The sequence below is a fragment of the Grimontia celer genome, assembly GCF_900055185.1.
In the GTDB taxonomy this organism is placed as follows: domain Bacteria; phylum Pseudomonadota; class Gammaproteobacteria; order Enterobacterales; family Vibrionaceae; genus Enterovibrio; species Enterovibrio celer.
Genome location: NZ_FIZX01000002.1, coordinates 981,887 through 1,007,731, shown reverse-complemented (window position 1 = coordinate 1,007,731; position 25,845 = coordinate 981,887). Strand labels below are relative to the sequence as shown.

At 46.3% G+C, this 25,845-nt stretch carries 28 protein-coding genes; 15 read left to right on the top strand and 13 right to left on the bottom strand.

Annotated elements, in window-relative coordinates; translation table 11 throughout:
• Positions 1 to 138 precede the first annotated feature (138 nt).
• On the bottom strand, positions 139 to 411 hold the full coding sequence (locus GCE9029_RS14705; protein ID WP_062664226.1) for an HlyU family transcriptional regulator: 273 nt from the start codon (positions 409 to 411) through the stop codon (positions 139 to 141).
• Between the two features lie 186 nt (positions 412 to 597).
• A complete protein-coding gene (locus GCE9029_RS14700) occupies positions 598 to 789 on the bottom strand; it encodes a hypothetical protein (protein ID WP_062664224.1) in 192 nt (63 codons plus the stop codon).
• Between the two features lie 261 nt (positions 790 to 1,050).
• Here GCE9029_RS14700 and GCE9029_RS14695 point away from each other — a divergent pair, with 261 nt between their 5' ends.
• Positions 1,051 to 1,977, top strand: a complete 927-nt coding sequence (locus GCE9029_RS14695) for a hypothetical protein (protein ID WP_231870107.1) — start codon at positions 1,051 to 1,053, stop codon at positions 1,975 to 1,977.
• Positions 1,978 to 2,413: 436 nt separating this feature from the next.
• Here GCE9029_RS14695 and GCE9029_RS14690 read toward each other — a convergent pair whose 3' ends face one another.
• The 3 genes from GCE9029_RS14690 to GCE9029_RS14680 all read right to left on the bottom strand — a co-directional run bounded on the left by GCE9029_RS14690 (position 2,414) and on the right by GCE9029_RS14680 (position 5,461).
• Positions 2,414 to 4,147 carry a bifunctional metallophosphatase/5'-nucleotidase gene (locus GCE9029_RS14690; RefSeq protein ID WP_062664222.1) on the bottom strand — a complete coding sequence of 578 codons (1,734 nt, stop codon included), beginning with the start codon at positions 4,145 to 4,147 and terminating at the stop codon, positions 2,414 to 2,416.
• 86 nt (positions 4,148 to 4,233) lie between these two features.
• Positions 4,234 to 4,464 carry a hypothetical protein gene (locus GCE9029_RS14685; protein ID WP_231870160.1) on the bottom strand — a complete coding sequence of 77 codons (231 nt, stop codon included), beginning with the start codon at positions 4,462 to 4,464 and terminating at the stop codon, positions 4,234 to 4,236.
• A gap of 157 nt (positions 4,465 to 4,621) precedes the next feature.
• Positions 4,622 to 5,461 carry a pirin family protein gene (locus tag GCE9029_RS14680; RefSeq protein WP_062664218.1) on the bottom strand — a complete coding sequence of 280 codons (840 nt, stop codon included), beginning with the start codon at positions 5,459 to 5,461 and terminating at the stop codon, positions 4,622 to 4,624.
• A gap of 198 nt (positions 5,462 to 5,659) precedes the next feature.
• On the opposite strand from GCE9029_RS14680, the gene GCE9029_RS14675 reads away from it, so the two are divergent.
• From GCE9029_RS14675 to GCE9029_RS14650, 6 genes are all read left to right on the top strand, one after another.
• Positions 5,660 to 6,352, top strand: coding sequence for a DUF4336 domain-containing protein (locus GCE9029_RS14675; RefSeq protein ID WP_062664216.1), 693 nt, complete (start codon positions 5,660 to 5,662; stop codon positions 6,350 to 6,352).
• A gap of 61 nt (positions 6,353 to 6,413) precedes the next feature.
• Positions 6,414 to 7,337, top strand: a complete 924-nt coding sequence (locus GCE9029_RS14670; RefSeq protein WP_062664213.1) for a polyprenyl-phosphate transporter — start codon at positions 6,414 to 6,416, stop codon at positions 7,335 to 7,337.
• A 161-nt stretch (positions 7,338 to 7,498) separates the two neighbouring features.
• The gene (locus GCE9029_RS14665) at positions 7,499 to 7,954 is read left to right on the top strand and encodes a hypothetical protein (RefSeq protein ID WP_063856892.1); all 456 of its coding nucleotides are present in this window, start codon (positions 7,499 to 7,501) and stop codon (positions 7,952 to 7,954) included.
• Complete coding sequence (locus GCE9029_RS14660) at positions 7,951 to 8,535, top strand: SCO family protein (RefSeq protein WP_062664209.1); 585 nt, start codon at positions 7,951 to 7,953, stop codon at positions 8,533 to 8,535. Before GCE9029_RS14665 ends, GCE9029_RS14660 begins: the two co-directional genes overlap by 4 nt.
• A 62-nt stretch (positions 8,536 to 8,597) precedes the next feature.
• The gene (locus tag GCE9029_RS14655) at positions 8,598 to 9,050 is read left to right on the top strand and encodes a copper chaperone PCu(A)C (protein ID WP_062664207.1); all 453 of its coding nucleotides are present in this window, start codon (positions 8,598 to 8,600) and stop codon (positions 9,048 to 9,050) included.
• 204 nt (positions 9,051 to 9,254) lie between these two features.
• Positions 9,255 to 9,500 carry an LPP leucine zipper domain-containing protein gene (locus GCE9029_RS14650; protein ID WP_062664204.1) on the top strand — a complete coding sequence of 82 codons (246 nt, stop codon included), beginning with the start codon at positions 9,255 to 9,257 and terminating at the stop codon, positions 9,498 to 9,500.
• Positions 9,501 to 9,519: 19 nt separating this feature from the next.
• Here the strand turns inward: GCE9029_RS14650 and GCE9029_RS14645 are convergent, their stop codons facing one another.
• Complete coding sequence (locus GCE9029_RS14645) at positions 9,520 to 10,479, bottom strand: L,D-transpeptidase family protein (protein WP_062664201.1); 960 nt, start codon at positions 10,477 to 10,479, stop codon at positions 9,520 to 9,522.
• Positions 10,480 to 10,670: 191 nt separating this feature from the next.
• A complete protein-coding gene (locus GCE9029_RS14640; RefSeq protein ID WP_062664199.1) occupies positions 10,671 to 11,081 on the bottom strand; it encodes a hypothetical protein in 411 nt (136 codons plus the stop codon).
• 227 nt (positions 11,082 to 11,308) lie between these two features.
• Between GCE9029_RS14640 and msrP the strand changes: the two genes are divergently transcribed.
• The 5 genes from msrP to GCE9029_RS14615 all read left to right on the top strand — a co-directional run bounded on the left by msrP (position 11,309) and on the right by GCE9029_RS14615 (position 15,987).
• Complete coding sequence (gene msrP, locus GCE9029_RS14635) at positions 11,309 to 12,331, top strand: protein-methionine-sulfoxide reductase catalytic subunit MsrP (RefSeq protein WP_062664197.1); 1,023 nt, start codon at positions 11,309 to 11,311, stop codon at positions 12,329 to 12,331.
• Positions 12,331 to 12,948 (top strand): protein-methionine-sulfoxide reductase heme-binding subunit MsrQ, encoded by a 618-nt coding sequence (msrQ, locus tag GCE9029_RS14630; protein WP_062664195.1) that lies wholly within the window; start codon positions 12,331 to 12,333, stop codon positions 12,946 to 12,948. Before msrP ends, msrQ begins: the two co-directional genes overlap by 1 nt.
• A gap of 126 nt (positions 12,949 to 13,074) precedes the next feature.
• Positions 13,075 to 13,704 (top strand): hypothetical protein, encoded by a 630-nt coding sequence (locus tag GCE9029_RS14625; protein WP_062664194.1) that lies wholly within the window; start codon positions 13,075 to 13,077, stop codon positions 13,702 to 13,704.
• Positions 13,705 to 13,728: 24 nt separating this feature from the next.
• Positions 13,729 to 15,096: an MATE family efflux transporter gene (locus GCE9029_RS14620; RefSeq protein ID WP_062664192.1), complete on the top strand. Its 1,368-nt coding sequence runs from the start codon at positions 13,729 to 13,731 to the stop codon at positions 15,094 to 15,096.
• Between the two features lie 9 nt (positions 15,097 to 15,105).
• Positions 15,106 to 15,987, top strand: a complete 882-nt coding sequence (locus GCE9029_RS14615; protein ID WP_062664190.1) for an AEC family transporter — start codon at positions 15,106 to 15,108, stop codon at positions 15,985 to 15,987.
• Positions 15,988 to 15,991: 4 nt separating this feature from the next.
• Here GCE9029_RS14615 and GCE9029_RS14610 read toward each other — a convergent pair whose 3' ends face one another.
• Positions 15,992 to 17,710, bottom strand: a complete 1,719-nt coding sequence (locus GCE9029_RS14610; protein WP_062664188.1) for an SgrR family transcriptional regulator — start codon at positions 17,708 to 17,710, stop codon at positions 15,992 to 15,994.
• A gap of 241 nt (positions 17,711 to 17,951) precedes the next feature.
• Between GCE9029_RS14610 and GCE9029_RS14605 the strand changes: the two genes are divergently transcribed.
• The gene (locus tag GCE9029_RS14605; protein ID WP_062664185.1) at positions 17,952 to 18,461 is read left to right on the top strand and encodes a hypothetical protein; all 510 of its coding nucleotides are present in this window, start codon (positions 17,952 to 17,954) and stop codon (positions 18,459 to 18,461) included.
• A 518-nt stretch (positions 18,462 to 18,979) separates the two neighbouring features.
• Here the strand turns inward: GCE9029_RS14605 and GCE9029_RS14595 are convergent.
• The 5 genes from GCE9029_RS14595 to puuE form a co-directional block, all read right to left on the bottom strand.
• Entirely contained in the window at positions 18,980 to 20,203 is a 1,224-nt protein-coding gene (locus tag GCE9029_RS14595; RefSeq protein ID WP_062664181.1) for a urate hydroxylase PuuD, read from the bottom strand.
• Positions 20,204 to 20,337: 134 nt separating this feature from the next.
• Entirely contained in the window at positions 20,338 to 20,832 is a 495-nt protein-coding gene (locus GCE9029_RS14590; protein WP_062665682.1) for an ureidoglycolate lyase, read from the bottom strand.
• A gap of 63 nt (positions 20,833 to 20,895) precedes the next feature.
• On the bottom strand, positions 20,896 to 21,888 hold the full coding sequence (gene alc / locus GCE9029_RS14585; protein ID WP_062664179.1) for an allantoicase: 993 nt from the start codon (positions 21,886 to 21,888) through the stop codon (positions 20,896 to 20,898).
• A gap of 201 nt (positions 21,889 to 22,089) precedes the next feature.
• Positions 22,090 to 22,605, bottom strand: coding sequence for a 2-oxo-4-hydroxy-4-carboxy-5-ureidoimidazoline decarboxylase (gene uraD, locus GCE9029_RS14580; protein WP_062664178.1), 516 nt, complete (start codon positions 22,603 to 22,605; stop codon positions 22,090 to 22,092).
• Between the two features lie 14 nt (positions 22,606 to 22,619).
• Positions 22,620 to 23,555: an allantoinase PuuE gene (gene puuE, locus GCE9029_RS14575; RefSeq protein WP_062664176.1), complete on the bottom strand. Its 936-nt coding sequence runs from the start codon at positions 23,553 to 23,555 to the stop codon at positions 22,620 to 22,622.
• A gap of 451 nt (positions 23,556 to 24,006) precedes the next feature.
• On the opposite strand from puuE, the gene uraH reads away from it, so the two are divergent.
• Positions 24,007 to 24,360: a hydroxyisourate hydrolase gene (gene uraH, locus GCE9029_RS14570; protein ID WP_062664174.1), complete on the top strand. Its 354-nt coding sequence runs from the start codon at positions 24,007 to 24,009 to the stop codon at positions 24,358 to 24,360.
• Between the two features lie 86 nt (positions 24,361 to 24,446).
• Positions 24,447 to 25,787, top strand: coding sequence for an NCS2 family permease (locus tag GCE9029_RS14565; protein ID WP_062664172.1), 1,341 nt, complete (start codon positions 24,447 to 24,449; stop codon positions 25,785 to 25,787).
• Positions 25,788 to 25,845 lie beyond the last annotated feature (58 nt).

Genomic DNA, 25,845 nt, shown 5'->3' with positions numbered 1-25,845 from the left:
TTAATTAGCTCACATGTCTGCGACGTTCCGTTTCCTTACGAACCGTTGGTGTACTTTTTGACCTAAATCCTTACTTTTTGCTTTGATCTCGGTCATTTCCGACGAATCCATCTGCACTGAACATAAGGAGCCGATCAATCAAAACATTCTTTCGCCCATTTGATCGATAAATAGTTGAGACTTCTTCAGCATCAACTCATTGGCACTATCTTCAGAAGGCAATAGGTCTGAACGGATGAAACTGTGGGTTTTAAGTTCCCCATCCAATTCTTTACAAATACGCCCATTAATTCGGAATTGACCGCCCTCTGATTTCGCTTCTGCGTAAATCAGAAAACCTTTGTATTCGGTCGGCTCTGTTTCTTTAGTCGGTTTTTCTTTACTACTGAATAACCAATCAAAAAGTCCCACGTTAAGTCACTCTCAATATTTGAACTAGTTCGGTAGTTCATAGTGACGAAACGCCCAGTTTTTGTCCAGAGAATCGAGGGGGAAAGTTGAAGTTAGATTGGGATAAATTCTTTGTGTACGCCAAAATTAAAAAGCGTTGACGCTAACGCCAACGCTTTTTGTCTATTAGCAAATCTAGATGTGCTTTTAGCGGATCAGCCCGATATCGCGCTTGATGTGCTCTGGAAGTTCATTCGTCGAACGAATCGCTTTATTCAGATCACGTTTGCGCACTACGTCCATCGCATGGGCAATCAATCCTTTGAAAGAAACCGCATAGTTTTTCTGCACTTTTTCTACAGAAGCAACTGCTGGAGCGAAGTTAACTGCCTGTGTCATAACGGCCTCACTATGTGATTGTCTTTACTGAGCAAATTGTATGCATTCGGTGTATGCTAATAAAATGACTTAATTTGTTTTTCAGGATTAGTTTTACTAATCCGAAAGAAAAATCATACTGTCTGCAAAGAGCCATTAAAAAGCGGCAGTATTCGCTACTTCCCGGAAATCATCATATTGAAACTCATTATTAATATTTATTTATCAAAACAATTTCAGTTTGTTAACATCTGATTTTAACGACCTACGCCTGAGGCTCCCTTGCTTTCATTTTTAAGTAGACATTCCTCCATCCTGCTCATAGCAGCTGGTTTTGCAGGATTTGCTTTCCCAGACCTTTCAGCATCTGCTCTGCCCTTTCTCCCCTATGTACTCTTTACTTTGATGCTCTTTACGTTGATAGGCATTGACCAACGAGCGTTGGTTAAAGCGATTATTGATCCGGGCGCGTGGGTATACGCTTTAGTTCACTGTGGTGTGACGACAATTGTTGTCTCAATTTTCGGTATCGCTTTTGGTGCCAGTACAGAGTTATTAATGGCTGCTACCGCCGTATGCGCTACAGGCACACTTTTCGCTACGCCCGCTATTGTGCGCTCTGTTGGTTTTGCGCCACTAAAAGCCATGGCATTTACGATAACCAGTACACTGATGATGCCAGTGGCGCTATACGTCAACCTGGTCATGTTAAGCACTGATGAGTTCACACTGGATCTTCAGGACTATTGCCTAAGGCTATTCATCTTTATCTTCGGCCCCATGCTTTTTTCTTACACTATCCATAAGTTGGTGCCAGAACATCGCCTGTCTCGCATTCATGGAAAGCTGGCGCAATTTACCATTATTCTGGTATTCAGTTTTCCTTTTGGATTAACAGGGCAGTATCGATGGCTTTGGGATAGCGACCGCTCTTTTGCTATCACAATGCTATTTATCGCATTTGCAATTTGCGTTTTATTTTTCGTCATCGGATTGGCGCTTTATTGGAATAAGGGTCGGTCAGAGGCGTATGTCGCGGCAATCACATCAGGGAACAGGAATGTCCTACTCACCTACTCTGTTGCTGGAGCATTTTTAGGACCTTTGTATCTGCCTTTAATTGGCGCTCTTCAGTTGCCAATATATATGCAGCCGGTGCTGGTAAAATTCTTTTTGAAAAGAGATGGGAAGAGAACGGCTAAAGCATAGATGCTTTAGTCGCAGCATGAGTCTACATATAAACGCCTGAATGGGCCCTGATTCAGGCAGTTTGTTTAAATTTTGTTGTCTTTCTTTCGCTCAAAGGCCTGCAGCAGGCACAAAGTAAACCAGCGATGCCCAAGCGGCAATCCAGAAAGCGATAAGTCCGAAATCCAGCCAATCACGCTTTTCCACCATGATTTCCCCCTTTAAACAACTTCGTTGTTTATATATCGGTCAACGGATAAAGAAATTTAGTTTTTTCTTAGCTGTTTTCATAGACGGCAAATTTCCGCCATATATCCGTGGTGATGCAAATATTGGGCACATATTTTGGGGAAATGTGAATTAAGCCTTTAATTGGAGTGACAACTATAAAAATAGGCGGCAAATTTACCGCCTAACTGTCAGATTTGTCGCAACTAATACTTCTAACTAAACGCCTTCAAGTCAGACTGAAATAGTTTTGCAGCGATTGCTCAGGCGCCAATAAAATATCTTTAGTTCGGGCAAACTCGATAAAACTGTCTGCGAGCGTGACGTAAATCGAATATGGGCACTCGCTCATGTTCTTAAGCGAGTCATAACCTTCTTTGCCCTGGGAAGTGTATGCAGAAGACACCGCGACGTAATGCTTATCCAGCTCGATTGCATGCCATGAGCCGTCAAGCGTCTGATATTCTAGCTGCGTAATGCGGCTTCCCTTTGGTTTGTTGCCTTCATAGGTATATCTCAAACCAGATGTATACGGGAAACTACCATCTCCTGTTCCTTCTACGCTGTTATTGGTCGCGTTGTTAATGGCACCTTCCAGTGCCTGCATCACCTGAAGGCCTGTTGGTTTATATAGCATCAGGTCAATGGCAAACGGCAACAACCTGCCAGCAACTTCAGCTGCTGTCAGCTTGCCTTGCTCTAGACTTACCCTTACCCCGCCTGCATTGTGAATCGCAAAGTCAACAGCATGGCCACGTGTTCTAGCTGAATACATCATTGCGTCGCAGACTAAAGGGGCTATTTCACTTCCGCCTTTGTCATCCGGCACTCGAATATGGCGTAGTCTGGCTGGCAAGTTAGTGACAACGTCACTCTTGAGTTTTTCAACAGCTGGACGGTACCGTGCTGCAATGACATCTTTGACGGCATCATCACCACGGCAATGAATAACGTTGGGTTGCTCTAACAGATATGCCTTTGCCGTCTGAAAGACCTTATCCGGAAGGCTTTGATCCCAAGATGCATCCATCGCAAGGCTTCGACCAAGCATAAGGAAGTTACCGCCATTGTGAGAAGTAACGCGCCCTTTTTCATCAAGCGACACCGTCAACTTCCCGAGCGCCAAGGAGTGACAGCCTGCTTGAACCACCAGCGTGTTATTAATCTGACGCCCATATGGCCCCATGTCACCTAATCCGAGATTACTAAAGTCACCCTGTAACACATGGCTATGGCCGCCAACAATCACCGACAAGCCTTCTACCTCTTCCGCCATTTTAAGGTCCTGGTCATACCCCAAATGACTAAGCAGGATGATGTGAGGAGTGCCAATTTCCTCATGAATGTATTTCACCGTGTTGATGATCGTTTCTTTCGAATTCACAAATGGGGTGTCAGGGTCCGGCATCGCGATATCGGCCATCTTATCCAGCGCCACACTAAAGATAGCCACTTTCTTACCGCCAAATTCTTTCGTTAACACACTGGCAATTTTTAGCTCTGAATCGTAAGGCAGCAAAGGCGCTTTGCCTTTTACCGGAAATTCTTTGTTTGGCAATTCCCTACTGACATCCCAGTTTCCGGCCAAGAATGGAAATGTAATTTGATCGAGGAATTTCGAAACTGCCGCATTCCCTAGATCTAGTTCATGATTCCCCAATGCCATCGCATCGAGGTTCAACATATTAAGGAGGGTGGCGTTAGCCTCACCTTTAAACAGGCTGTAATAAAGGGTGCCTTGAAAACAGTCGCCCGCATGAAGAAAGAGGAATCCATCCGTGTCGTTTTCTGCTTCTTGTTTGAATGATTTAACGACAGATGAGATACGTGCGAAACCGCCAACATTGGCGTATATGCGATCTTCCAAGCCTTTTACAGCGAGCGAAATGGGGGTCGGTTCGAAGTGAGAGTGTGTATCGTTGATGTGCGCAATTGATAGCGTGATTGGTGTGACGTTGGGCATGATTTCCTTTTATGCGCTACACAAAATCGAAGTGTATCAGAGTTTAATCTTAGTTCACACACATCACATTTTTATTGCAAGGTTTGTTAAGTAAAAAGAACCATGGTGAGAACTCTGACAATACCGCCCAGTATCAAGCTGAACATTGCGATATACCACCACTTCATTTCTTCCCTGGAAAGACTCTGCACGTGGAACAAAACAACATTGAGCTGATGCCAGTTTTCTGTTCGGGATGCGTATTGAAAAGCGCAGCGAATAAGCGCTACAACACCTGTCACAAGCAAGACAGTTTCAATCGCATGTGCAATAACCACTAACAAGGGGAAACTCCATTTGTTTTGTTATCTAGAAATAAAACAAAAGAGTTAAAGCTATTCAACATTTTGTTTACTTTGGCGCGTGTAATCGTGAAGCATCATATACTCACGTAAAAAAGGGAGCGCTAAGCTCCCTTCTATCCGTCGACTTAAATCAATCAGTCAACACACCATTTTGGTAGTCCGTTATAGCCTGATTAATCTCATCCATTGAATTCATGACAAACGGACCATAGTGTACGACTGGTTCATCTATCGGCAAACCTGAAAGAATCAATAAGCCTGTTTCTTCATTTGCCCTCATTGATAGGCTTTCACCACCTGAAAGTTGAACAAAATGGCTTTGCTTGACCAACTCCCCGGCAATCTCTACTTCTCCTTTATAGACGTAAAGATTTGCCTGATAGTTGCTTGGAAGTTTGATTTCACGTGACTGCCCTGCCTCTGCACGCCAATCTGCAACAAACACTTCAATACTGGTTTGTTGTAATGGGCCTTCAACAGGCACGCCGTTACTGACTGCATGACCACCTATCACCCGCAGTAAGTTTTCAGTTTCACCATACTCATTAATTTCAGGTGACTGAAAATCGTGGTACTGCGCAGGGCGCATTTTCTTGGCTGCCGGCATGTTTATCCAGATTTGAAACCCATGAAGTTCACCATCATTCATGATAGGCATTTCACTGTGAATGACCCCCTTCCCAGCAGACATCCATTGCGCCCCGCCAGATTTAAGTTCACCCACATTACCCATATGATCACGATGTTGAAAGTGTCCCTTCAACATATACGTCAGCGTCTCAATACCTCGGTGCGGGTGCGGAGGAAAGCCACCAATGTAATCATCCGGATTTTCACTTTTCAGCTCATCAATCATTAAAAATGGACTGAACTTAGGGTCATTGAATCCATGCGCTCGACTGATTTTCACACCGTCGCCGTCTTGCGAAGCGTGAGAGCGAATAACACGATGTACAGTTCGAATAGTCATACTTAACTCCTTAGTTGAAGTCAGTTTATGTAACTAACATGAGAGTTAACACCATTCAAAAACTAACAAGTCATTCGATTTTTTCGAACAATCAAAAGCATCCGTAACTTCATGTATATAGTGAGTAAAAGAAATACTTTCCGAAACCTGTTGCTTCTGATATTGATCTTGTTAATCGACATTCACGGATGAATTTCAATGATCGAATGGCATGCAAATACGCTTTGGCACCACACCGACTCTTGCCGTCGATTTGGCGTTGAAATTGGCAATAGAATGACCGTATTCCGACTGAAAGACGGCACGCTATTGGTTCATAACCCTTCAGAGCTAACAACAGACATTCGGGAATACCTGTGTAAGCTTGGCACTGTTAGTTGCATTACTACTGCTAACCAGCAATTGCATCAATCTTTGTCAGATTGGTGGTTATCTTTTCCTGAAGCGTTTTTCTTTTCAGCACCAGGGCTGGCAGTTAAACGCACTGATCTGGGATTTGATGGAGTATTAAATTCAACGACATCACCACTCTGGCGCGGTCAACTTTATCAAACGGTGTTGCGCGGTAATGACGCTCTTGAAGAAGTCGTTTTCTGCGATCCTATCAGTCGAACTTTGATCTTGGGGGAAAGCCTTTGGTTGTTGAGCGACGGAAACCTAACGAAGCGTCTAGCCGGGCAGTTGCTAGGTTGTGCTAAGGATGCGAATGTCCCATTGGTTTATCAATTACAAGTGAAGGAGCCAAAGCTACTTAGGCAGTCACTACAGGAAATTCTGACTTGGCCATTTGACCATATCCTACCCGTTCATGGTGATCCGATACTTTTCGATGGAAAGAAAAAACTCGCCGCAGCTTATCTTTGGGCGTTTCACAGCGATAACAATTCATAGCCCTTTCAGATTGAATCGCTATAATGGCGGCACTCTATAAGTTATGGCTAGTTTTCACGCAATGAAGCAAAATATTCTCACCTTTTTCAAAGGAATGGCGATGGGTGCGGCAGACGTCGTTCCAGGTGTTTCCGGTGGTACCATCGCATTCATCACCGGCATTTATGACACGCTTCTCGAGAGCATTCGTCGGGTAAACCCATCTATTTTCTCGCTGTGGCGCCGTGAAGGCTTTGCAGCAGTATGGCAACATGTAAACGGTACTTTTCTCGCATCCTTACTTACAGGCATTCTGACCGCGATTCTGACCTTGGCTAAAGCGGTTTCTTACACCCTCGAAAACCACCCTATTGTTATTTGGTCGTTTTTCTTTGGCTTGATCATCGCTTCTGCTATTCACATGATTAAGCAGGTAGAAAAGTGGTCTGTGGTTGAAATCATTCTGGCAGTTGCAGGCGCCATCTTTGCCTATGGCATCACCGTAGCCAACCCTATCAGCATGGAATTCAATATGCTGACAGTGTTTATAGCTGGCTCAATCGCTATCTGTGCCATGATTCTCCCCGGTATTTCGGGCAGCTTTATTCTGCTTTTACTTGGCATGTATGCCCCGGTATTGGACGCCGTGAAAAGCCTAAACATCCCTGTTCTCGCGTTGTTCGCTGTAGGCTGTCTTGCAGGGATCCTGTCATTCTCTCACGTGCTTTCCTGGCTATTGAACAAATACCGCAGCTTCACCATTGCTTTCCTGACCGGTCTGTTAATTGGCGCATTAGGTAAGGTATGGCCTTGGAAAGAAGCCATCAGCTTCCGCGTAAACTCTTCAGGTGAGCAAGTGCCATTGGTCGAGAAAGTTTTGTCACCTGGCGCTTTTGAAGCTGCAACCGGACAACCTGCTCTTCTGGGTACTGCAATCGTCATGATGATTGTTGGTTTTGCCCTGGTGATTGGTCTCGAAAAAGTATCAGAAAAACTCGCTGACTAACTTCTCTTCTTCCTGATCAATAAGGCCTCTTCATGAGGCCTTATTTCGTTATTTATCCTAGCAATATGAGCTCGATTGCTTTCATTTCAAGAGGTTTCTCACAACCTCAAGATACGTGAAATGATAAGCTGCTCACTCTTTGTTTTGGCTGTAGCTCTTTTATGAACTTAACTGGCACAGGACGCCGACGCGGCGTTGAATTGATGGGTTTAGCGCTTGTAGTTGCCTTTGGCTACTTCTTTGCAGATAAAACCCTGTTTGATGAAGCAACACCTGCCATGCCTTCACTCACATCAAATTGCACCATCGGTACTACACCTTGTTCGTTTGACAACGCAACGGTCTCGATGGCATCAGCCACGGCTGCTCCTCTTATTCCGACTGAAATCCGTGTGGAAGTCTCTAAATCAAATATCGATCACCTGATGGTAGAGCTTCAAGGCGTTGAAATGAATATGGGGATTTACAAACTCAAGCTCTCTTCAGCAGGTAACAACGTATTTAAAGGAGACTTGATGCTTCCCATCTGCATGGAAGATGAAATGACTTGGCGAGGCGTGATCAAAAGCCCAGATAACGTTCTCACTTTACCCATTAACGTAAGGATGGCTCGATGAAAGTAAAAGTTCTGGTTGTTGTCGCTGCTCTTTTAGCTGGTTTTGGTGCACGGTACCTCGTTGACCAAAACGATAAACCTGCTGCTGCCCCATCAGAAATAGGTCTACTTCAAAGCGGAACAGAAACCATCGATTTGTTTGATGATAACGACGGCCGAGTGCGGGTGGTTTATTTTGGCTACACCCATTGCCCGGATGTATGCCCAACCTCTCTTGCAATTATGTCAGCAGCATTGAAATCCTTGCCGGAAGAAAAGTTGGAGGACATAAGGCCTGTCTTCATAACGCTGGATCCAGAACGCGACGATGGCGAGGCGGCACAGCAATATGCGGGATACTTCCATCCAAGTATTGAAGGAGCCAGCACCTCCAAAGCGAAAACAGACGCGTTAGCACGAAAATATGGTGTGCTTTACCAAATTACTCAAATGGAAGATTCGGCGATGGAATATGCTGTCGACCACAGTTCTTACTTTTACTTCCTCAACCCAAATGGCGAACTTCTTGAGAAAGTCCCGCATACCTTGAATCCCAACATGGTGTCTGACGCAATCCTTCGTCTAACCACACAAACCCAATAAATACTACAAGCAATAAAGCGCTCGGTGGAGACCGATCGCTTTCAAATTAACAGGAGTTTTCGATGAACTTTCGCACCTCATTAATTGCCGCTGCATTTAGCGCCGTTTCTTTCTCTTCTTTTGCAGCCATTGATGTCTCAGAGCCCTATGCACGTGCAACGCCACCCCATGCCCCTAACAGTGCCGCTTTTATGACCCTGAAAAATAGCGGAGACGAATTGGTTTCTCTTGTTCAGGCAGCAACCCCGGTTGCAGGAACAGTTGAACTGCACACGCACGCAATGCATGACGGCATGATGAAAATGAGACAGGTAGAAACCATTGATGTGCCTGCTAAAGGAATGACCGAATTAAAGCCGGGTGGTTTACACGTTATGCTGTTTGATTTGCAGAAACCGCTCAAAGAGGGTGAATCTCTGCCTCTTACCCTAACCTTTTCAGATGGTTCAGAAATCACCAAAGAGGTACCGGTCAAAAAGGTCATGGCTGGCTCACATATGAAACACAAGCACTGAATTGGTCGTAAAATTGCCAAAGTTCTAATCTATTATGCTGATGACATGCTTAGTTTTTTAAGCTGTATCAACATTGAGGCGAATAAGCTGACGCCCAAGCGGCAGAATAGTAAAACCCAGTCTATGGTTATACTGCAGCCAGTTGTTTAAACAGGTAAATATAAAGCAGTAAGGCAACCCAACAAAAACGAAGAGGTTTTTACTATGAAAATTCGTCTCCTAGCAGTAGCAGCAATCGCTTCCAGCGCATTACTCGCTGGTTGTTCAAGCAAATCAGGTCTTGAGCAAAGCGTTGCTGATCTGTCGTCTAAAGTAGACTCTCTGTCTAATCAAGTTTCAGCTCTACAAGGCGACGTAGCAGACGTAGCAGCGGCATCAGCGCTTTCTTATGATGAAGCGGCTCGTGCGAATGAGCGCATTGACAACATGGCGCAGTCTTACAGCAAGTAAGAACTACACCATATTCCCCCTATAATTCTGCGGCTCCTTCGGGAGCCGCAGCGTTTTGTGCGAAAGCGTTTCCTACCTCAATTGGTACACCTGATTGCACAGCCAGCGCTGCGCGATAACGACTAAAGTTCATTTGGTTTGATTTCAGCCAATGCGTGATACGCGGATCGGGTTGCGTTAAAACTCGTTTACCCACTTCTGTTTCATCGATTGAAAGCGGTCTATGCGCTTCAACAAATACAGCGCCATCTGGTTCATAACTGGTTTTTACTGGCTCATTGATAATTCGAACCTTTTCACCCAATGCGACTTTCTCAAATAACCAAACAATATCGCTCGGTCTCATCCGAATGCAGCCAGCACTGACACGAAGCCCGATACCAAAGTCCTTATTTGTGCCATGAATGAGGTAAGAGCCGGTACCATATGCCAATCTCAGCGCATGAGTACCAAGAGGGTTTTCTGGGCCTGCAGGTACCACATCTGGCAGCACGATATTGCGCTCTTCCAAATACTCTTTTCTCAGACTTGCAGGTGGTGTCCAGGTCGGATTTTCGCGCTTCTGGCTAATTTTGGTTGTCATAATTGGCGTTTCACGACCAACGCTACCAATACCAATCGGGAATATATGAACCTTTTGGTTTTCCGTATCAAAATAGTAGAGGCGCAATTCCGCCAGATTGATAACAATCCCTTCGTAATCAACTTCAGGAAGAATCAGTTGCTGTGGAATAGTGACAAAAGTCCCCGGTTTTGGCAGATAAGGATCAACGCCCGGGTTTGCAGAAAGCAAAGCCAAAAAACCTACGTTGTAGTCTTTGGCAATCAATTCGAGGTGCTCACCAGGCTCAACAATATGGACAGGGTTGTCCCCTATCAGCCGTGTTTCGGCTTCAGGCCAGGCATACTCATTCGCCATCGATAACGTCGGTAGAAGGCCTGCAAACAAGACAGGTATAAGTTTACGCGCGAATTTCATCTCGCTTTTTTCTCTCGCATTTTTGAGTTTTTAGAATCTACTTAAAAGATAACACGAGATATGACCTTTGCTCTCTGCTATGCCTTTCAATACCCGTGATTATTCGCTCTTGTTTCTCATGGCCGACACACAAAGATAAAGAGCGCTTTTCAGCGCTCTTGTAACGAAATTGCACTTTGCTCAAAACATGCTCAGAAGAACATACGCAGGCCGAATGAACCTTCAAACTTAAAGGCTGCATCTTCCTGCCAATACCAGGTTGAGCCTGCTTCACCGTACACTTCAATGTTTCCATGTCCCATCGGGACAGCGATACCCAAGCCCGCTCTCGGTCCCCACTCGTGGTGTTTGTCATCTACCCACTGCGCACCTGTATACGCGTACATTGGAGAAAACTCAGGACGGGCTAACCAATCTCCGAGGTTCCACAATCCATCCACAGCAACACCTGTTTCTTCAATACCGAGAGAAACACGCAGATTGTTTTGACCAATAGATACTCCCGACATAGGAGTGCCAAAAAATACGCCCGCCGAAAGGCCTTGTGCAGAAGCTGGCAGTGCAGTTGCAGCAAGTGCGAACATCAAAATAAAACGTTTCATTAGAAATTCCATTCCCGAAGTGCTTTTTGGAAACTGGCGGCTAATTAACCACTTAATTATTAACTGACCATTGAGGCTCACTCTACCCATCATCAATGACAACTACCATACTGTAATGAACGTTTTTCATAAAAACCTAATCTATTGAAAGAACTTTGACGTTATATAGGTCTGATAAGTAAGTGAAGTAACGTGCCTTTGCACAGATTGAAAAACGGAGTAACCCGATGCTGATCCGAGTGCCAAAGAAATCAGAAATAAAAGAAAACGAACTCACCCCGGAAAGTGTTTACAAATCCCGTCGTGAAATTCTGAAAAAACTCGGAATCGTGACAGCTAGCCTCCCCTTCGCCGCCCAAGCCCAGGCCAATATTTTTGGTATTTTTGGTGGTGACGATGACAAAGCAGCCGATGGCACAACCTTTGTCAGATCCCCGCTGGTCGCAGAGAAAACACCTTATGGCAAAGGGCTCGAAACAACGCCTGAGTCAAAAGTACTGACCTACAACAACTTCTATGAATTCGGCACTGGTAAAGGTGATCCTGTCGAAAACAGCCAAAATTTCGTGGTTAATCCATGGACACTCGAAGTCGATGGCTTAGTGAACAAACCCATGAAGCTAAGTTACGACGATCTGCTCAAAAAGTTTCCTCTCGAAGACCGCTTCTACCGCATGCGCTGTGTTGAAGCCTGGTCCATGAATATTCCTTGGGTAGGTTTCTCCCTCGCTGCACTGTTGAAAGAAGCGGACCCAATGGGAAGCGCAAAGTACGTGGCATTCGAAACCCTTCATGATCCCAAACAAATGCCAGGACAACGTTCCCAGTTTGTTGGTGGTGGTATTGATTACCCTTATGTAGAAGGCTTGAGACTGGATGAAGCCATGAATCCACTGACTTTGCTTAGCGTCGGACTGTTTGGTCAAACTCTTGCACCGCAGAATGGCGCACCAGTGCGTTTGGTTGTGCCTTGGAAATATGGTTTCAAGAGCATCAAATCCATTGTGAAGATTCACCTTCTGGAAGCGCAACCAGCAACGACTTGGAATTTGTTAGCACCACATGAATACGGGTTTTATGCCAACGTCAATCCGCAAGTTGACCACCCTCGTTGGAGCCAAGCTTCAGAGCGCTTTATTGGAGAAGGTTCTATTTTCAGCTCGCGTCGTCAGCCAACCGCGATGTTTAATGGCTATCAGGAAGAAGTCGCTCACTTGTATACGGACATGAACCTGAAGGCGAATTATTAATGCGTTTAACGCCCACGCACATCACACTGATTAAAACGATTGTTCATCTTGTTAGTCTTGGCTTTGCAGTCAACTTGGTGAACTTGGTTTTATCGGGTCGATTTGGTGCAGATCCGGTCGATGGTATCACTCACTACACAGGCGTCGCTGCGCTGAATACATTGGTAGTGACTATGTTGATCAGCCCAATCGCCCGTTTTACCAAAAACGGTTTGCTGGTTCGTTGTCGTCGTGTTGTCGGTCTTTATGCGTTCTTTTGGGCAACATTGCATATGCTGACCTATTTTGCGTTGGATCTGACTTTCAATTTCTCACTGCTAGGGACAGAAATCCTGTCACGACCTTATCTGACATTCGGTGCATTAGGCTGGCTGATTCTGTTTGCACTGACAATTACGTCGACTGCAAAAATCCAACGCCGTATGGGCGCGAAATGGCAGAAGTTACACAACCTAGTTTATCTGGCACTTATTCTTGCTCCGGTTCATTTCTACTGGTCGTCAAAATCAGAACTTATCGAACCGACAATTTACATACTTTTAGCGCTGACGCTGCTAGCGATTCGTTGGAAAACCCTAAAAAGAATCGTTGTGAGACCAGTATTTAGGAGGACATAGCCTCACTTTTGAACAGCTCTGCACAATTAGTGCATCCAGATATAGCAAATTTCAAATTTTTGCCATACTTTAAGGAACCTTGACGCAACCCTATGTTGTAGTGTTGATTTTTTGGAGTAGGCGTTTTTGCTGGACGAACTCATTTCGCAGAGCTTGAGAGATTTCCAATCTGATTGTGTCAGCTTCTGCGAACACCATTATCCGACGATCCACAACCGTGGAATGAAAGAGAGCCATTTAGGCAAAGCCTTGGCGCGTCGTTTAATCCACTCCTACAACAATCTCAATATCGATGCGGAATACACGCAGCTTGATGAAACAGCCACACTCAAACATCCTGCATTTCGCATTGAGAGCCCTGAACATCAAATCTACATTGTCGCGCATCGCTTAATCAGTGCGAATGTTGCCTGCCGAAAAGGTCTTGTAAAAGACACGCAATGGACGTTAGAGCATCTAGATACGGCAAGTGATAAAGAGAAACGGCTCATCATTGTTGCCGATCACTGGGTCGACCGCTCCAGCGCGAGTAAATCCGTACCGAGTTGGTGGCTCGGTCACCAACCCATCCACAAAGAAGAGTATGCCGCACAAGGGATCCGATTAGTCGACGCAGATCGCAGCCTTTCGGAAGATATTGCGCAAGAATGCAATTTGAGTGACGGTCGACACCGGATTTTTCATCCTCTTTTCCGTCATCGCGATGGATTGCCACTGTTCAAATACATGCTACTCACCGCTGCCTACACGCTGTAACTGATCCACCCTGAACGGAATCTCATGACCACAGAAGTTCACGCTAACGACGCGATGCTGCGCGACGCGCCATTGTTACGCCTTTTCCTTCGCTATTCACTACCTACAATCGCTGCCATGCTGGTGACCGGTATTTACGTTGCAGTCGATGGCATGTTTATCGGCCATTTCGTGGGCCAAGAAGGCCTAGCGGCAATTATGCTCGCCTATCCCATTGGGTCGGTGCTTTATGCTCTCGGCAACCTGATTGGCATGGGCGCCGCATCTCTTGTTTCTATCAATCTTGGACAAGGAAAGCCAAACGTCGCGCAACATATTGTTGGGAACGCACTGTCTTTATCTCAAATTGTCAGCCTTCTTATCTCAACCGTCGGAGTGGCGTTTTGCGAAGATGTCATTCTCGCACTCGGTGCAGAAGGTAGGGTTGCAGAAATGGCAGTCACTTACCTTCGGTGGTATTTCGGGATGGGCATATTTGCGCTGGTATCCATGGCATTCTCTATTTTATTGAGAAATGATGGGGAACCAAACCGCGTTACTTTCATCATGATCTTTGGCGGCGTACTGAATATCTTTCTAGATTGGGTATTTATCGTTCTGATCCCATGGGAGCTGAAAGGCGCGGCGATTGCTACGATGCTATCGCAGGCCGCGACTGCATTGCTTTGTTTACGCCACTTCTTCAAACCAACCACCCGGTTACGTTTTACGCTAAATTCCATCGCCATTAGGGCCAAAACGATCACAGACATTCTTCAACTCGGCATTCCGGGTTTTCTGATGTACCTGTATCTGTCTGTTGTGCTCACTTTTCACAATATGGCGTTTCTCGCCTCTGGTGCTCCTATCAATGTCGCTGCCTATGCAATAGTCAGTTATACAGAAGCCTTTTTTTATTTAGCTTTTGAAGGTATCGCCTTGGGCATGCAGCCGATCACCAGCTTTAACCTGGGTGCAGGCCAGATTCAGCGTGTTAAAACCAGCCGGAATATCGCCTTTGGTGCGACCATGATTGTTACCGCTTTTGGCTTGTTTATCGTATACGGATTTCCTGAAGCCATTATTTATGCCTTTGCCGGTGATAATCCTGAGTTGGCGGCAGTGACCCGAGAAGGCATGTACCTCTACTTCTGGGGCTTGCCAATGGAAGGTTTGCTCCTGGTCGGTGCGATATATTTTCAGTCTATCAATCAGGCGAGCATTGCCAATTGGCTGACTGGCGGTAAACTGGTCATTATTGCCGCAATGCTGTATTTCATGACGAAACTACTTGGCACAACAGGCACTTGGATTTCTCTAGCCTGTACAAGCACTCTACTCACTGCATGGATGCTGTGGAAGCTATATCAAACACAACCCGTTACGTTGTCACACGACAACCAACCACTATAAGGGGCACGGATGCTCGAAAAAGTCATTAGCATACTGTTTCCGGTATTTGCCGTCGTCGCTGCTGGCTTTTTTGTAGGCAAGGCATTCAAACCTGATATGCGCCATATCAATCGAATTAATATTGATTTAATGGTGCCATGTCTGGTGTTCACTACTCTTTCTGTGATGCCTATGGGCGGCCAACAAAATTCGCTCATCGCCGCTGCGGTTCTCGCTGTTTTACTCCCGGGTGTTTTAATGTTCGGCATCGGAAAAGTGATGTCACTGCCTTTTAAAACCTGGGGACCTCCGCAAATGTTCCGTAATAGCGGGAACCTTGCTATTCCTCTTTTTGGCTACGCATTTGGGGTGAGCGCAGAGGCACCTGCCGTCTTGCTATTTGTGGTTTCCGTCATTCTCCACATCACCGTGGGTATGGCTTTGCTAAGCAACAGCGAATATCGCTTCAACAACGTCCTTAGAATGCCATTGTTATGGGCGGCCATGCTTGCGCTGATTTTCAATTTCAATGGCTGGACGGTTTGGAGCCCACTTAATGAAGGTATGACGCTTGTTGGAAATGCAGCGGTTCCCGTTATGCTGATTTCACTTGGCGTTCAGCTTACCGCCATTAAGTGGTCTGGGATTCGCGTTGGGGTGTTGAGCACGGTATTGAGCTTGGTGACAGGCGCAATCAGTTTTACTCTGATCTACTTTTTTATCCCCCTTCCGTCAGAGCACATGCGAATGATGCTTTTGTTCGCCATGTTGCCACCAGCCGTGATGAATTTTTTGTACGCCGAGCGCTTTAAAGTGGGCGCAGATGAGGTGGCGTCAATGGTGCTGTTCGGAAATGGCTTTACCGTATTGACGCTACCTTTGTTGCTTATCGCGGCTTTTGCATGGTTATGAGGCGTTAAAGAGACGGTTTCTTCCACACAGATTTGAAGTCGAACCAGCCGACGCGGTTTGAGGCAACATCTTCCAGTTCCTGCCCGTCTACAACGCCCTGCCAGATATGGAAAAGTGGGACAATCTGTGAGGATTCAACCAGCAGACGCCCTAATGACTCTGCATTGAAGGTTTCGTTTTTCTGGGCGCGCCACGCCGCCATTTTCTCAATCAATGCCTCAAACTCACCCTCTGGCATAGCTGATGAAACATGATCAAAATTCATCAACCAAGGCAGAATGGCATCATGCTTCTTGCTACCCAAACTCATTCCACAAAGCCAAATATCCACTTTTTTCGGGTTGGTAGGCTGCATCATTTCTTCGTATGGCACAGTGTGAATTTCCAGCCCGACACCGTCCTCTTCCAACATGTCTTTTAATGCCGCTGCGAGAAGTGGAAAAAGAGGATTATCGGCCTGATGAGCCAGCCTCAGTTTTGATTTTGCAGGAGGCAATACATCTTGTCTCGCCGTTTTGGTATGTATCCATCCTGGAACTAAACCATAGGCATTAGTCAGACGGTATTCACCGATTCCTCTTTCCGCTAAGTGAGGCAGCAAGAAAAGCGATGAAACACGCTGACAAAGGTAATCCGCCCAGCGCTTGTCCTTCGCAATACCCGTTTTTCTATTCAACAAAAGGTAATCACAACCTTCGTCTATCTCCAGCCGCTCGTTCGCTGCGCTTTGAAGTGCACCTTGTCGAGAATCCAACGCGGTAGGATCAAGTGACGCTGTGGGCTGCAGATAACACATTGCTGCGCTATCCAGCACCCATATTTCAATTTCATCAGTCAGCGCACGAAACCCAAAATACTGGTCGTGTGCTTTTAGCACCAAGTGGCGTCTGTTGTTTTCAACGATTCGATAAGGGCCCGTCCCTACAGGAAAAGCGTCGGCATCTTTACTTTTTGCTGCCTTGTGGGACTGAATAGACGCCATGGGAACAGCCAAGGTTTCTGCAAACCTCACATCGGGTCGGCTCAAAAAGAAATCCACGACATTCTCTGCTGGTGCTTCAATATGCTGAATATGAGAAAAGTAAGGACTGTCGGACATGGCATTGATTGACCAAATCACATCTTCTGCACTCAGCAGCGTGCCATCATGAAATTTCACTGCAGGGCGCAAATAGAATCGCCAATGGGTATCTGTGATGGATTCCCAGTGATGTGCTAAATCTGCCTCGACTTTCTCATTAGTTTCATTAAGTCGCGTCAATCCATTGAATATTTGAGAGACCAAGTGCTGCTCGGAACGGCGTAAAGGTTTGGCTGGGTTTAACGTAGGGAAGGAGCGGTAATAAGGAAGGCGGATGATCTGCTTACCTTCCTGTGTAGAAACACCTAACTGTTCCTGAATCAGCCTTGCAAGTTTAGCGGCGTCATTGTCCAGCTCCTCAAGTGCAGCATCCAGCTTGCCTTCCTGAACCCACTTTCTAACGCGGCGCATTTGAAGATCGGAATCACTGCGGTGAAACGTCAGGCGACTCTGCTTTCCTCGGCCGACTGCGGGCTCCCAGCTCAACCACCCCTGCTCCGCCATCTTATTGAGCACCATTCTTGCGTTGCGACGGGTACAACAAAAGATGTCCGCCATGGTCTCGAGATTAGTATCAGCGTCTTTTCCGTCGAAACGGTTATAAATCATTGAAAACTGGGTTTGAAGGCGTTGTCCGGACATAAAAAGGGGAACCTGAGAAGTCAGCGATTATCGAATCCATTTCCTATTTTATACCTAAAATCATGATTCTCCAGCAATGGTTAACTGGTCAACTTATCGCCACTCGGCTTTAGTATTTCCTCATTTTGTTGGTGGGCCATTGTTATTTCATTGAACAGCGCTATTATCGAAGCACGATTGAAGATTGCCTTCACGCTGCCGAGAGATTGAGTTCTCGGACATTCTAGATTCCGGAGTTCTTATGAGCGAATCCACCGTTCTTTCCCACTTCCACAAAAAACAGGCTTGGATGGCAAGCCACGTAGAAAGTGCACAATTCCCAACGGCTGAAAGCAAAGAAGGTTTACGTTTGTACAAGGCAGCGGAGGCAGAACCCGCTTCAACGGAAACATCGTCCGGTGGCGCAACAGAAGGCTTTACATTTTATGAGGTAGATTGTCACCCACTGATGGTTCGCTACGCGAAAACGCTGGCACAAAAATGGCCAGAATCAGAACGCGAAACCATCATGGAGTTCTTATCTCAACTTTCACTCACAGATTTGCCGACGCCAGACGGCATGCATGTCGGACTGTATGTCGCAATGCAAGAAGGCACCCCAGTGGCAACAGGAATGTTATTTAGCTCGGAAGAGTCTGATGGAAAAGTTATCGGAATTTACGATGTATACGGACTAACGACTGACGCTTCAAACGCTATCAAGCAACACCTTATTTCACTGGCAGATGATGGAAACGTTGTAAGCGAATAGCGTGGCGTATGCCCAGAAACACAAAAGCAGAGCTCGGGCTCTGCTTTTTGTTTTTTTCCGCTTTAGCGTTTTTATTTTAGTTGTCGACTGGAAAATGGGCTTTCAAAAAAGAATCAAACAGTCGTCACTGGGCACTTATGAACGGCAAGCACGCTCTTTTTTCACGATAAAGAATGCTGCAACGATAAATGCGACGACCAGAATAGTTTCCACGTTTCTCTCCTAAAAAGTTTTGCTCTGCGTTTCGTAGCACCGCCAAAACTACTGCCACGTCTTGCTTTTGCGAATTGATGATTTTTTGTTCGGCGCGAATTATAACCAAAACCCGTTAGCAAATCTCGTGATTTGTTAACTTTTAAGGCAAAAAATTCACACACTCAATAGAATCCGTGAATTGGCTCCATAACTACTCATTCAGGGTAAATACACATCAGTGTTATTTCGTTGATTTAAAGCAATAAAAATAAAGCCACCCCATAGTGGAGTGGCTAGTCATTCACATCATAAATATGAATTTTTTATTGGATTTGAGCGCCACCTTCCGCCCACTTACCAATCAATTCGCGCTCTTCCTGTGTCATTTGCGTCAGATTGCCAAGAGGCATGATATTGGTGGACACTGTCTGTGCCACGATCCGGGACACTTCCAGCTTCATTTGCTCCGGCGTATCCAACATCACACCGGCAGGAGCGGTTGCAAAAGCTGGGTGTGTCGGCGCTTGAGAATGACAAACCGTGCAACGCTCCAAAATGATGCCTTTTACAGATTCAAACATCGTTCCTTCACTACCAGCGGGCGCTGCCATTGCCATATCATGAGAATGAGCGGCTGAGGCCGTCGGTGCATTTGATTGAGGCGCAGAGACAAATGCCAGACAAACCAAACCTAACGCTGCTGTCGGAATGGTCCACGCATACTTTTGGCTTCCATGACGCGTATTGAAGTAATGGCGAACCAATACGCTAATCACTGAAAGACCCGCCAGTATCGCCCAGTTGTATTCGTTGCCATAAGTGCTGGGGAAATGATTGCTTATCATAATGAACAGCACAGGCAGCGTGAGATAATTATTATGACGGGAACGCAAAAGTCCTTTAGCTGGGAGCTCAGGATCCGGCTCTGTGCCCTCTTCAATCGCTTTCACCAATCCACGCTGCGCAGGCATGATGATACGGAACACATTACCTACCATGATGGTACCGATAATGGCACCGACATGAATGTAAGCACCACGGCCACTAAAGACCAAACTCAGTGCCCAGGCAGCAAAGACTAAGAAAGCGAATAACACTAATCCAAGTAACATGGGCTTTTTGCCCAGCGGGGAATCACATAGAAAGTCGTAAACAAACCAGCCAGCTATCAAAGACCCAACACCGATCGCTACCGCTGTCATTGGCTCAATACCCGACCCTGGTTTAACGAGGTAAATGTCTGCATTGGAGTAAAAAACAATGGTGAGCAGTGCAACACCCGTGATCCAGGTGAAGTAAGCCTCCCACTTAAACCAATGAAGTGTTTCAGGCATTTTAGGTGGCGCAAGTTTGTATTTCTCGAGGTGATAGATACCACCACCGTGTATCGCCCATAAATCGCCGGACAATCCTTCTTTAGGATTCGATCGGTTTAAGTTGTTTTCCAGCCATACGAAGTAGAAAGACGCACCAATCCAGGCAACACCTGTAATCATATGAACCCAGCGCACTGCCAGATTGAGCCATTCCGTGATATACGGATCCATAACAACCTCCTGTACGGACGCCGTCGCTAAATTTGTCTACTACAAAAAAGCTTACGTCGTCCCTTCCTGTTTTTCTCAGATATCGGCCTTTTCGTTTACCAAAGCAACAAATCGCTTTTGTTAAAATGATGACATTAAAAATTGAGCGCCAATATCACACGTATCTGTTCTGAAAAGAAAAACTCGTCACAGTTATTACCTGCACCTTCTCTGTCGACAACCAGAAACTGGTCATTCGGTGTCAATGCAAGAACTGGATGATGCCAAACGCCTTGATGGTAGTTCACCCCCTGACTACCTTTTGCATGGAAGGCGCGGATCGAAGCTGGATCCGGCGCTTCTCCCGGCGGCGCGACCACTACCAGATAGTCATTGCCGAGCAAAGGCATAAAAGCCTGTGAGCCCTTGGGATGGCGTTCCAACATCATGATGTGCAAAGGATAGGAAAGAGGCGTCGCCTGAAAGATATTGATGATAACGCCACTGCCCTCATCGACCTGCGTCGTTGCAAGCTTGTGGTAGCGACGCGTCGAGCCGTTATTAATCATGAAGTAGTCACGATTTTCGGCTTCAATCACATCGCCAAACGGCGTAAACCCTTCTTTCGTCAGCGGTTCCGGCTTTAACATCAATTCCGTGACTGGCACTCTTCCTTCTCCTTTGTCTTTTTCTCACTGCAACGGGTTATCAGCTCAGCCAGATTTCCTGCCAAATAGGCGTACACGACTTATGCCGCCATCTGGGAAAATGTTGACCCTGACGTGGGAGATCGAACCCAAATTGCACACCTGTTCTGCAAACTCATGGATCGCATCTGCAGATAGCTTCTGACTTGGCAAAAGCTCACGCCAGAAGAGGCTTTGCGTAGCAATTTGCTCGTCCGTCCCGCCTTCGACAAAAGCAGCTTGGATCGAGACGCTATCTGGGAAATTTCCTTTGAAATGGGCTGTATCAATAACAATCCGCTCTACCAATCCCGCATGCCCCATAGAAAGGAGCACCCAGTCATTCCCTGGCACACGACGACGCGCTGTTTCCCAACCGTCTCCCATATTGACACCACGGCCTGGCATGATCAGATTGCTCATATGACCGAAGTGTTGGTCATTACACGCCAGAGCGCGTCCGCCGTTTTCTACAGCGACTAAGTCGAGTTCGCTTTCCGGGTTAACGCGTTCCCAATCAATTTCAGGGTGACCATAAACACGTAGCCTTGCTACCCCACCGTCTGGGTAGATATGAAAGCGGACATGGGTGAAGGGTTTGTCTGAATAAATATCCGCAAAGTGGTGACTGTCTCCCTGAAGATTCATTGAAGGCAGCAGTTCTTCCCATTGGTGTTCGTCGGTTGGATTACCATCAGGGCAGTAACAGCCTTCCAGTGATGCTGAAGGAGGATAGTTTCCAGTGAAGTGAGAGGTGTCAATATCTACGCCGATGATCTTACCCGGCAAACCAAGGCGAACAACACAGTAGTCGTGACCTTCTTCACGCTTGCGGCGCGATTCCCAGCCATCCATCCACTTCCCGTTCTCATCGTAAACGCCTTCTTTCCATTCCGGAGGCGCATCATCAACAAGGCGTTGTTTGTCAGCGAAGAAGTCATCTGTCGCGTAGATCGCTTCCGTGCCGAGCCGGCTGCTGGCGAGATTAACGAGCTTGACGAAATCAGGACGATTATCCATTTCAATTGCTTCCTTTATCACATATATCTGAGACACCGGATGAAGTTAAAGCTGTGGTGTCGGTGGATACAAAAGGTCGCGTCTTTTCCCCTTTCACTGTAGCTGGAAGCATCGAGTGTGCTTCCGGCGAGCTTCAATTTGCGAGACGCTGAATTCGTCGACAAGTTCTAAAATTGGATTGCTATGTCGACGGCCAGAGAGCTACAAATCACGTAGCCTGAACAGTGCGATTTTGTTGATTTCAGTAATCGCAGTGTTGAATTCAGTTATTACATCGTTTTCTAAACGTTTTTCGAACGCTTCAAGGATCAAGTGTCTGTTTGCCCCTTTTACTGCCATGATGAAGGGAAACTGGAACTTTTCTTTGTAACGGTCGTTTAAATCGGTGAAACGGGCAAACTCTTCTGAGGTACACTGATCAATGCCTGCACTTGTCTGCTCAGAAGTAGACTCTGCCGTTAATTCACCAGCCTGAGCCGCTCGACCTGCAAGGTCGGGGTGAGCCAGAATGACCTGCATTTTTGAAGACTCTTCCGCATTGTTGAGCACATCTGCCATGCGGGAATGAAGCGTCTCCTGTTCATCAAACGCTGCATCAAGCCCAGCACCATAAGCCTGTTCTGCTACCCAAGGACTGTGCTCGTAAACCCCGCCAAACGTATCGACAAACTCTTCTTTCGTTTGCTCGCTGGGGCGACAGGTTGAAAATCGTGCCATTACTATGCCTTTCCTTAGACCTGTTTAGTCATACTTGGATGTGGGTGATGATTGTGCCAGTGTTTGGCTATATCAATACGACGGGTGATCCATACCCTGTCATGTTGCTTCACGTATTCTATAAACCGCTTAAGCGCGGCCAGTCTTCCCGGTCTGCCAATCAAGCGGCAATGCAAACCGATAGAAAGCATTTTCGGTGCGTCCTGTCCTTCTTCATAAAGCACATCAAAACTGTCTTTGAGATACTGAAAAAATTGCTCGCCGGAATTGAAGCCCTGAACAGTAGAAAAGCGCATATCGTTTGTATCTAAGGCATACGGAACAACGAGCTGAGGCTTACCCGGCTTAGTTCCATCTTCATGCCAGTACGGAAGATCATCGTCATAAGCATCAGAGTCATAAAGAAAGCCGCCTTCTTCAGCGACCAGCCTACGTGTGTTTGGGCTGGTTCTGCCCGTGTACCATCCTAATGGCCGCTCTCCTGTGACCGCTTTAATCGCCGCGATAGCTTTTTGCATGTCTTCCCGTTCGTCTTCTTCACGAACATATTGATAGTCAATCCAACGGTATCCGTGACTGCAGATTTCATGACCTTCGTCTGCCATCGCTTGAATGGCTTCGGGATACCTTTCAGCGGCCATCCCGACGGCAAATACCGTCAAGGGAATCTCATGTTGTCGAAAAAGTTTTAATGTCCGCCAAAGTCCAGCACGCGTGCCATATTCGTAGATTGACTCCATGCTGATGTGCCTGACACCTGCCAAAGGTTGTGCGGAAGGAATTTCAGATAAAAATGCTTCTGACTCCCTGTCCCCATGCAATACACAGCGTTCGCCGCCCTCTTCAAAATTCAGTACAAACGAAACCGCAATCCGAGCCTCCCCCGGCCATCTTGGATGAGGGGGATGAGCACCATAGCCTTTCAAATCCCGAGGATAGTCACTACTCATCGCGCCATTCCTATTATTAAACCTTGCATCAAAAACCTTGAGGCTTACCGTTTCTCTTTATCAGTTTATTAGAAGCAATCAGAGTAGGATCTTCCCCCTGACTGGTAAGCACATTTTTAGTATTACATTTTGTATACAATTTACAAGAACAAGTTAACGAAATGTTGTCACCTTCATATTTCTAGAAATCCATCTCATGAGAGTTTTGCATCAAAATTCTGCGTTAAGCCCTTTAGATAACGGCTTTCTTCTGTGATTCCCACTATTGATACTGCGCATTTTTCTACCTTTACAAGAATTAAGTATTGTGTACATTTTAAGTTCGTAGATGTGCACACAGAATGAAATGTATCGGATCACACACATGCTATCCGCTCTCGAAATCACGTGGATCCTCAATAGATACAAAGAAGCACGAAGGAATAAATCTTAAAGAAAAGGACAGAGGTAAATGGGAAAGCTCACAACGCATGTGCTCGACACGGCCAAAGGTAAGCCGGGGGCGGAGATTGAAGTGTCGTTATTCCGTTTAGACGGAAATACCCTTCAACACGTCATCACCATGACGACCAATCATGACGGGCGAACCAATGAGCCATTGCTGGAAGAAACAGATTTCCAACGAGGAAAATACCAACTGCAGTTCAATACTGCCGAATACTTCATTAAAAGCGGTGTAGCACTCAGCGATATCCCTTTTCTTGACGATGTCGTTATCCGGTTTGGCATCGATGACGAGAAAGCGCATTACCACGTCCCTCTACTGGTTTCTCCCTATAGCTTTTCAACATACAGAGGTAGCTAGCTGACTGGCCTACGAATGCTCATTTAAATAAACAGAATCAATGCGAAAAGGAAAAACTCGCAGTAACTCCTAGAAGGAATATGTCAATGGATAAGCAAAGCACTGCTGAACAACCCATAGGAAAGAGTGGCTTTCTCGAACGCTACTTTAAATTGAGCCAACACGGCACATCGGTTAAGAACGAGCTCATAGGTGGGGTCACCACTTTTGCCACTATGGCGTATATCATTTTCGTGAACCCCAATATTATGTCTGCGTCCGGTATGGATCCTGGCGCGCTGTTTGTTGCTACCTGTATTGGTGCCGCAATCGGCACCCTGATGATGGGGCTGTTTGCAAATTGGCCGGTGGGGCTTGCTCCGGGCATGGGCTTGAACGCTTTCTTCGCATTTACCGTGGTCGGTGAAATGGGATACAGCTGGCAAGTTGCTCTTGGTGCGGTGTTTATTTCCGGGGTCATTTTTGTCGGCTTAAGTGTCTCTCGGGTTCGCGAATGGATCATCAACAGCATCCCTTCTTCACTGCGCTATGCCATGACAGCGGGCGTGGGTCTATTCCTCGGTATTATCGGCTTAAAAAGCGCTGGGATTGTGGTTGGCAGCCCCGCTACTTTAGTAACACTTGGCGACTTTACTCAACCACCTGCCATTCTCGCTGCCGTGTGCTTCTTCATCATTTCTGTATTGGCCGTTAAACAAGTCTTCGGTGCCGTTCTAATCGGCATTTTCGGTACCACACTGATTGGTTTAGGTCTTGGCCTTTTCGAATATGGCGGGATCTTTTCAGCGCCACCAAGCATTGCTCCAACCTTTATGGCCATGGACATTGCAGGCGCTCTGAATGTCGGCATGATCAGTATCATTCTTGCTTTCCTGTTTGTGAACATGTTCGATACCGCGGGCACACTCATGGGTGTGGCCGAACGTGCCAATCTCATTAACAAAGAAACGGGCAAGATTGATGGCCTGCCAAAAGCACTGAAAGCGGACAGTATGTCTAGCGTTATTGGTGCATGTTTCGGCTGCCCACCAGTGACCAGTTACGTCGAGAGTGCTTCGGGTGTGTCCGCGGGAGCAAGAACCGGACTGTCAGCGATCGTCGTGGGAGTGTTGTTTCTGGCAGCCATTTTCCTTTCACCTTTGGCAGGAATGATCCCGGCTTACGCCACTGCAGGTGCACTCATTTATGTTGCTTTTCTCATGATGAGCAGCATCCGCCACGTGAACTGGGATGACTTTACTGACTCAGTGCCAGCCGCTGTCACCGCATTGATGATGCCGCTGACCTTCTCCATCTCAAACGGTATCGCACTTGGCTTTATCACCTACACCGTGCTCAAAGCGGGTACTGGAAAGTTCTCGGATATTTCCATCGCTATGTATGCATTGAGCATTCTATTTGTGTTCAAACTGATCATTCTCGGATAACCAATAAAGGGGCCCAAAGAGGCCCCTATTTTTCGCTTTAATTTTCAGGACCAACGAC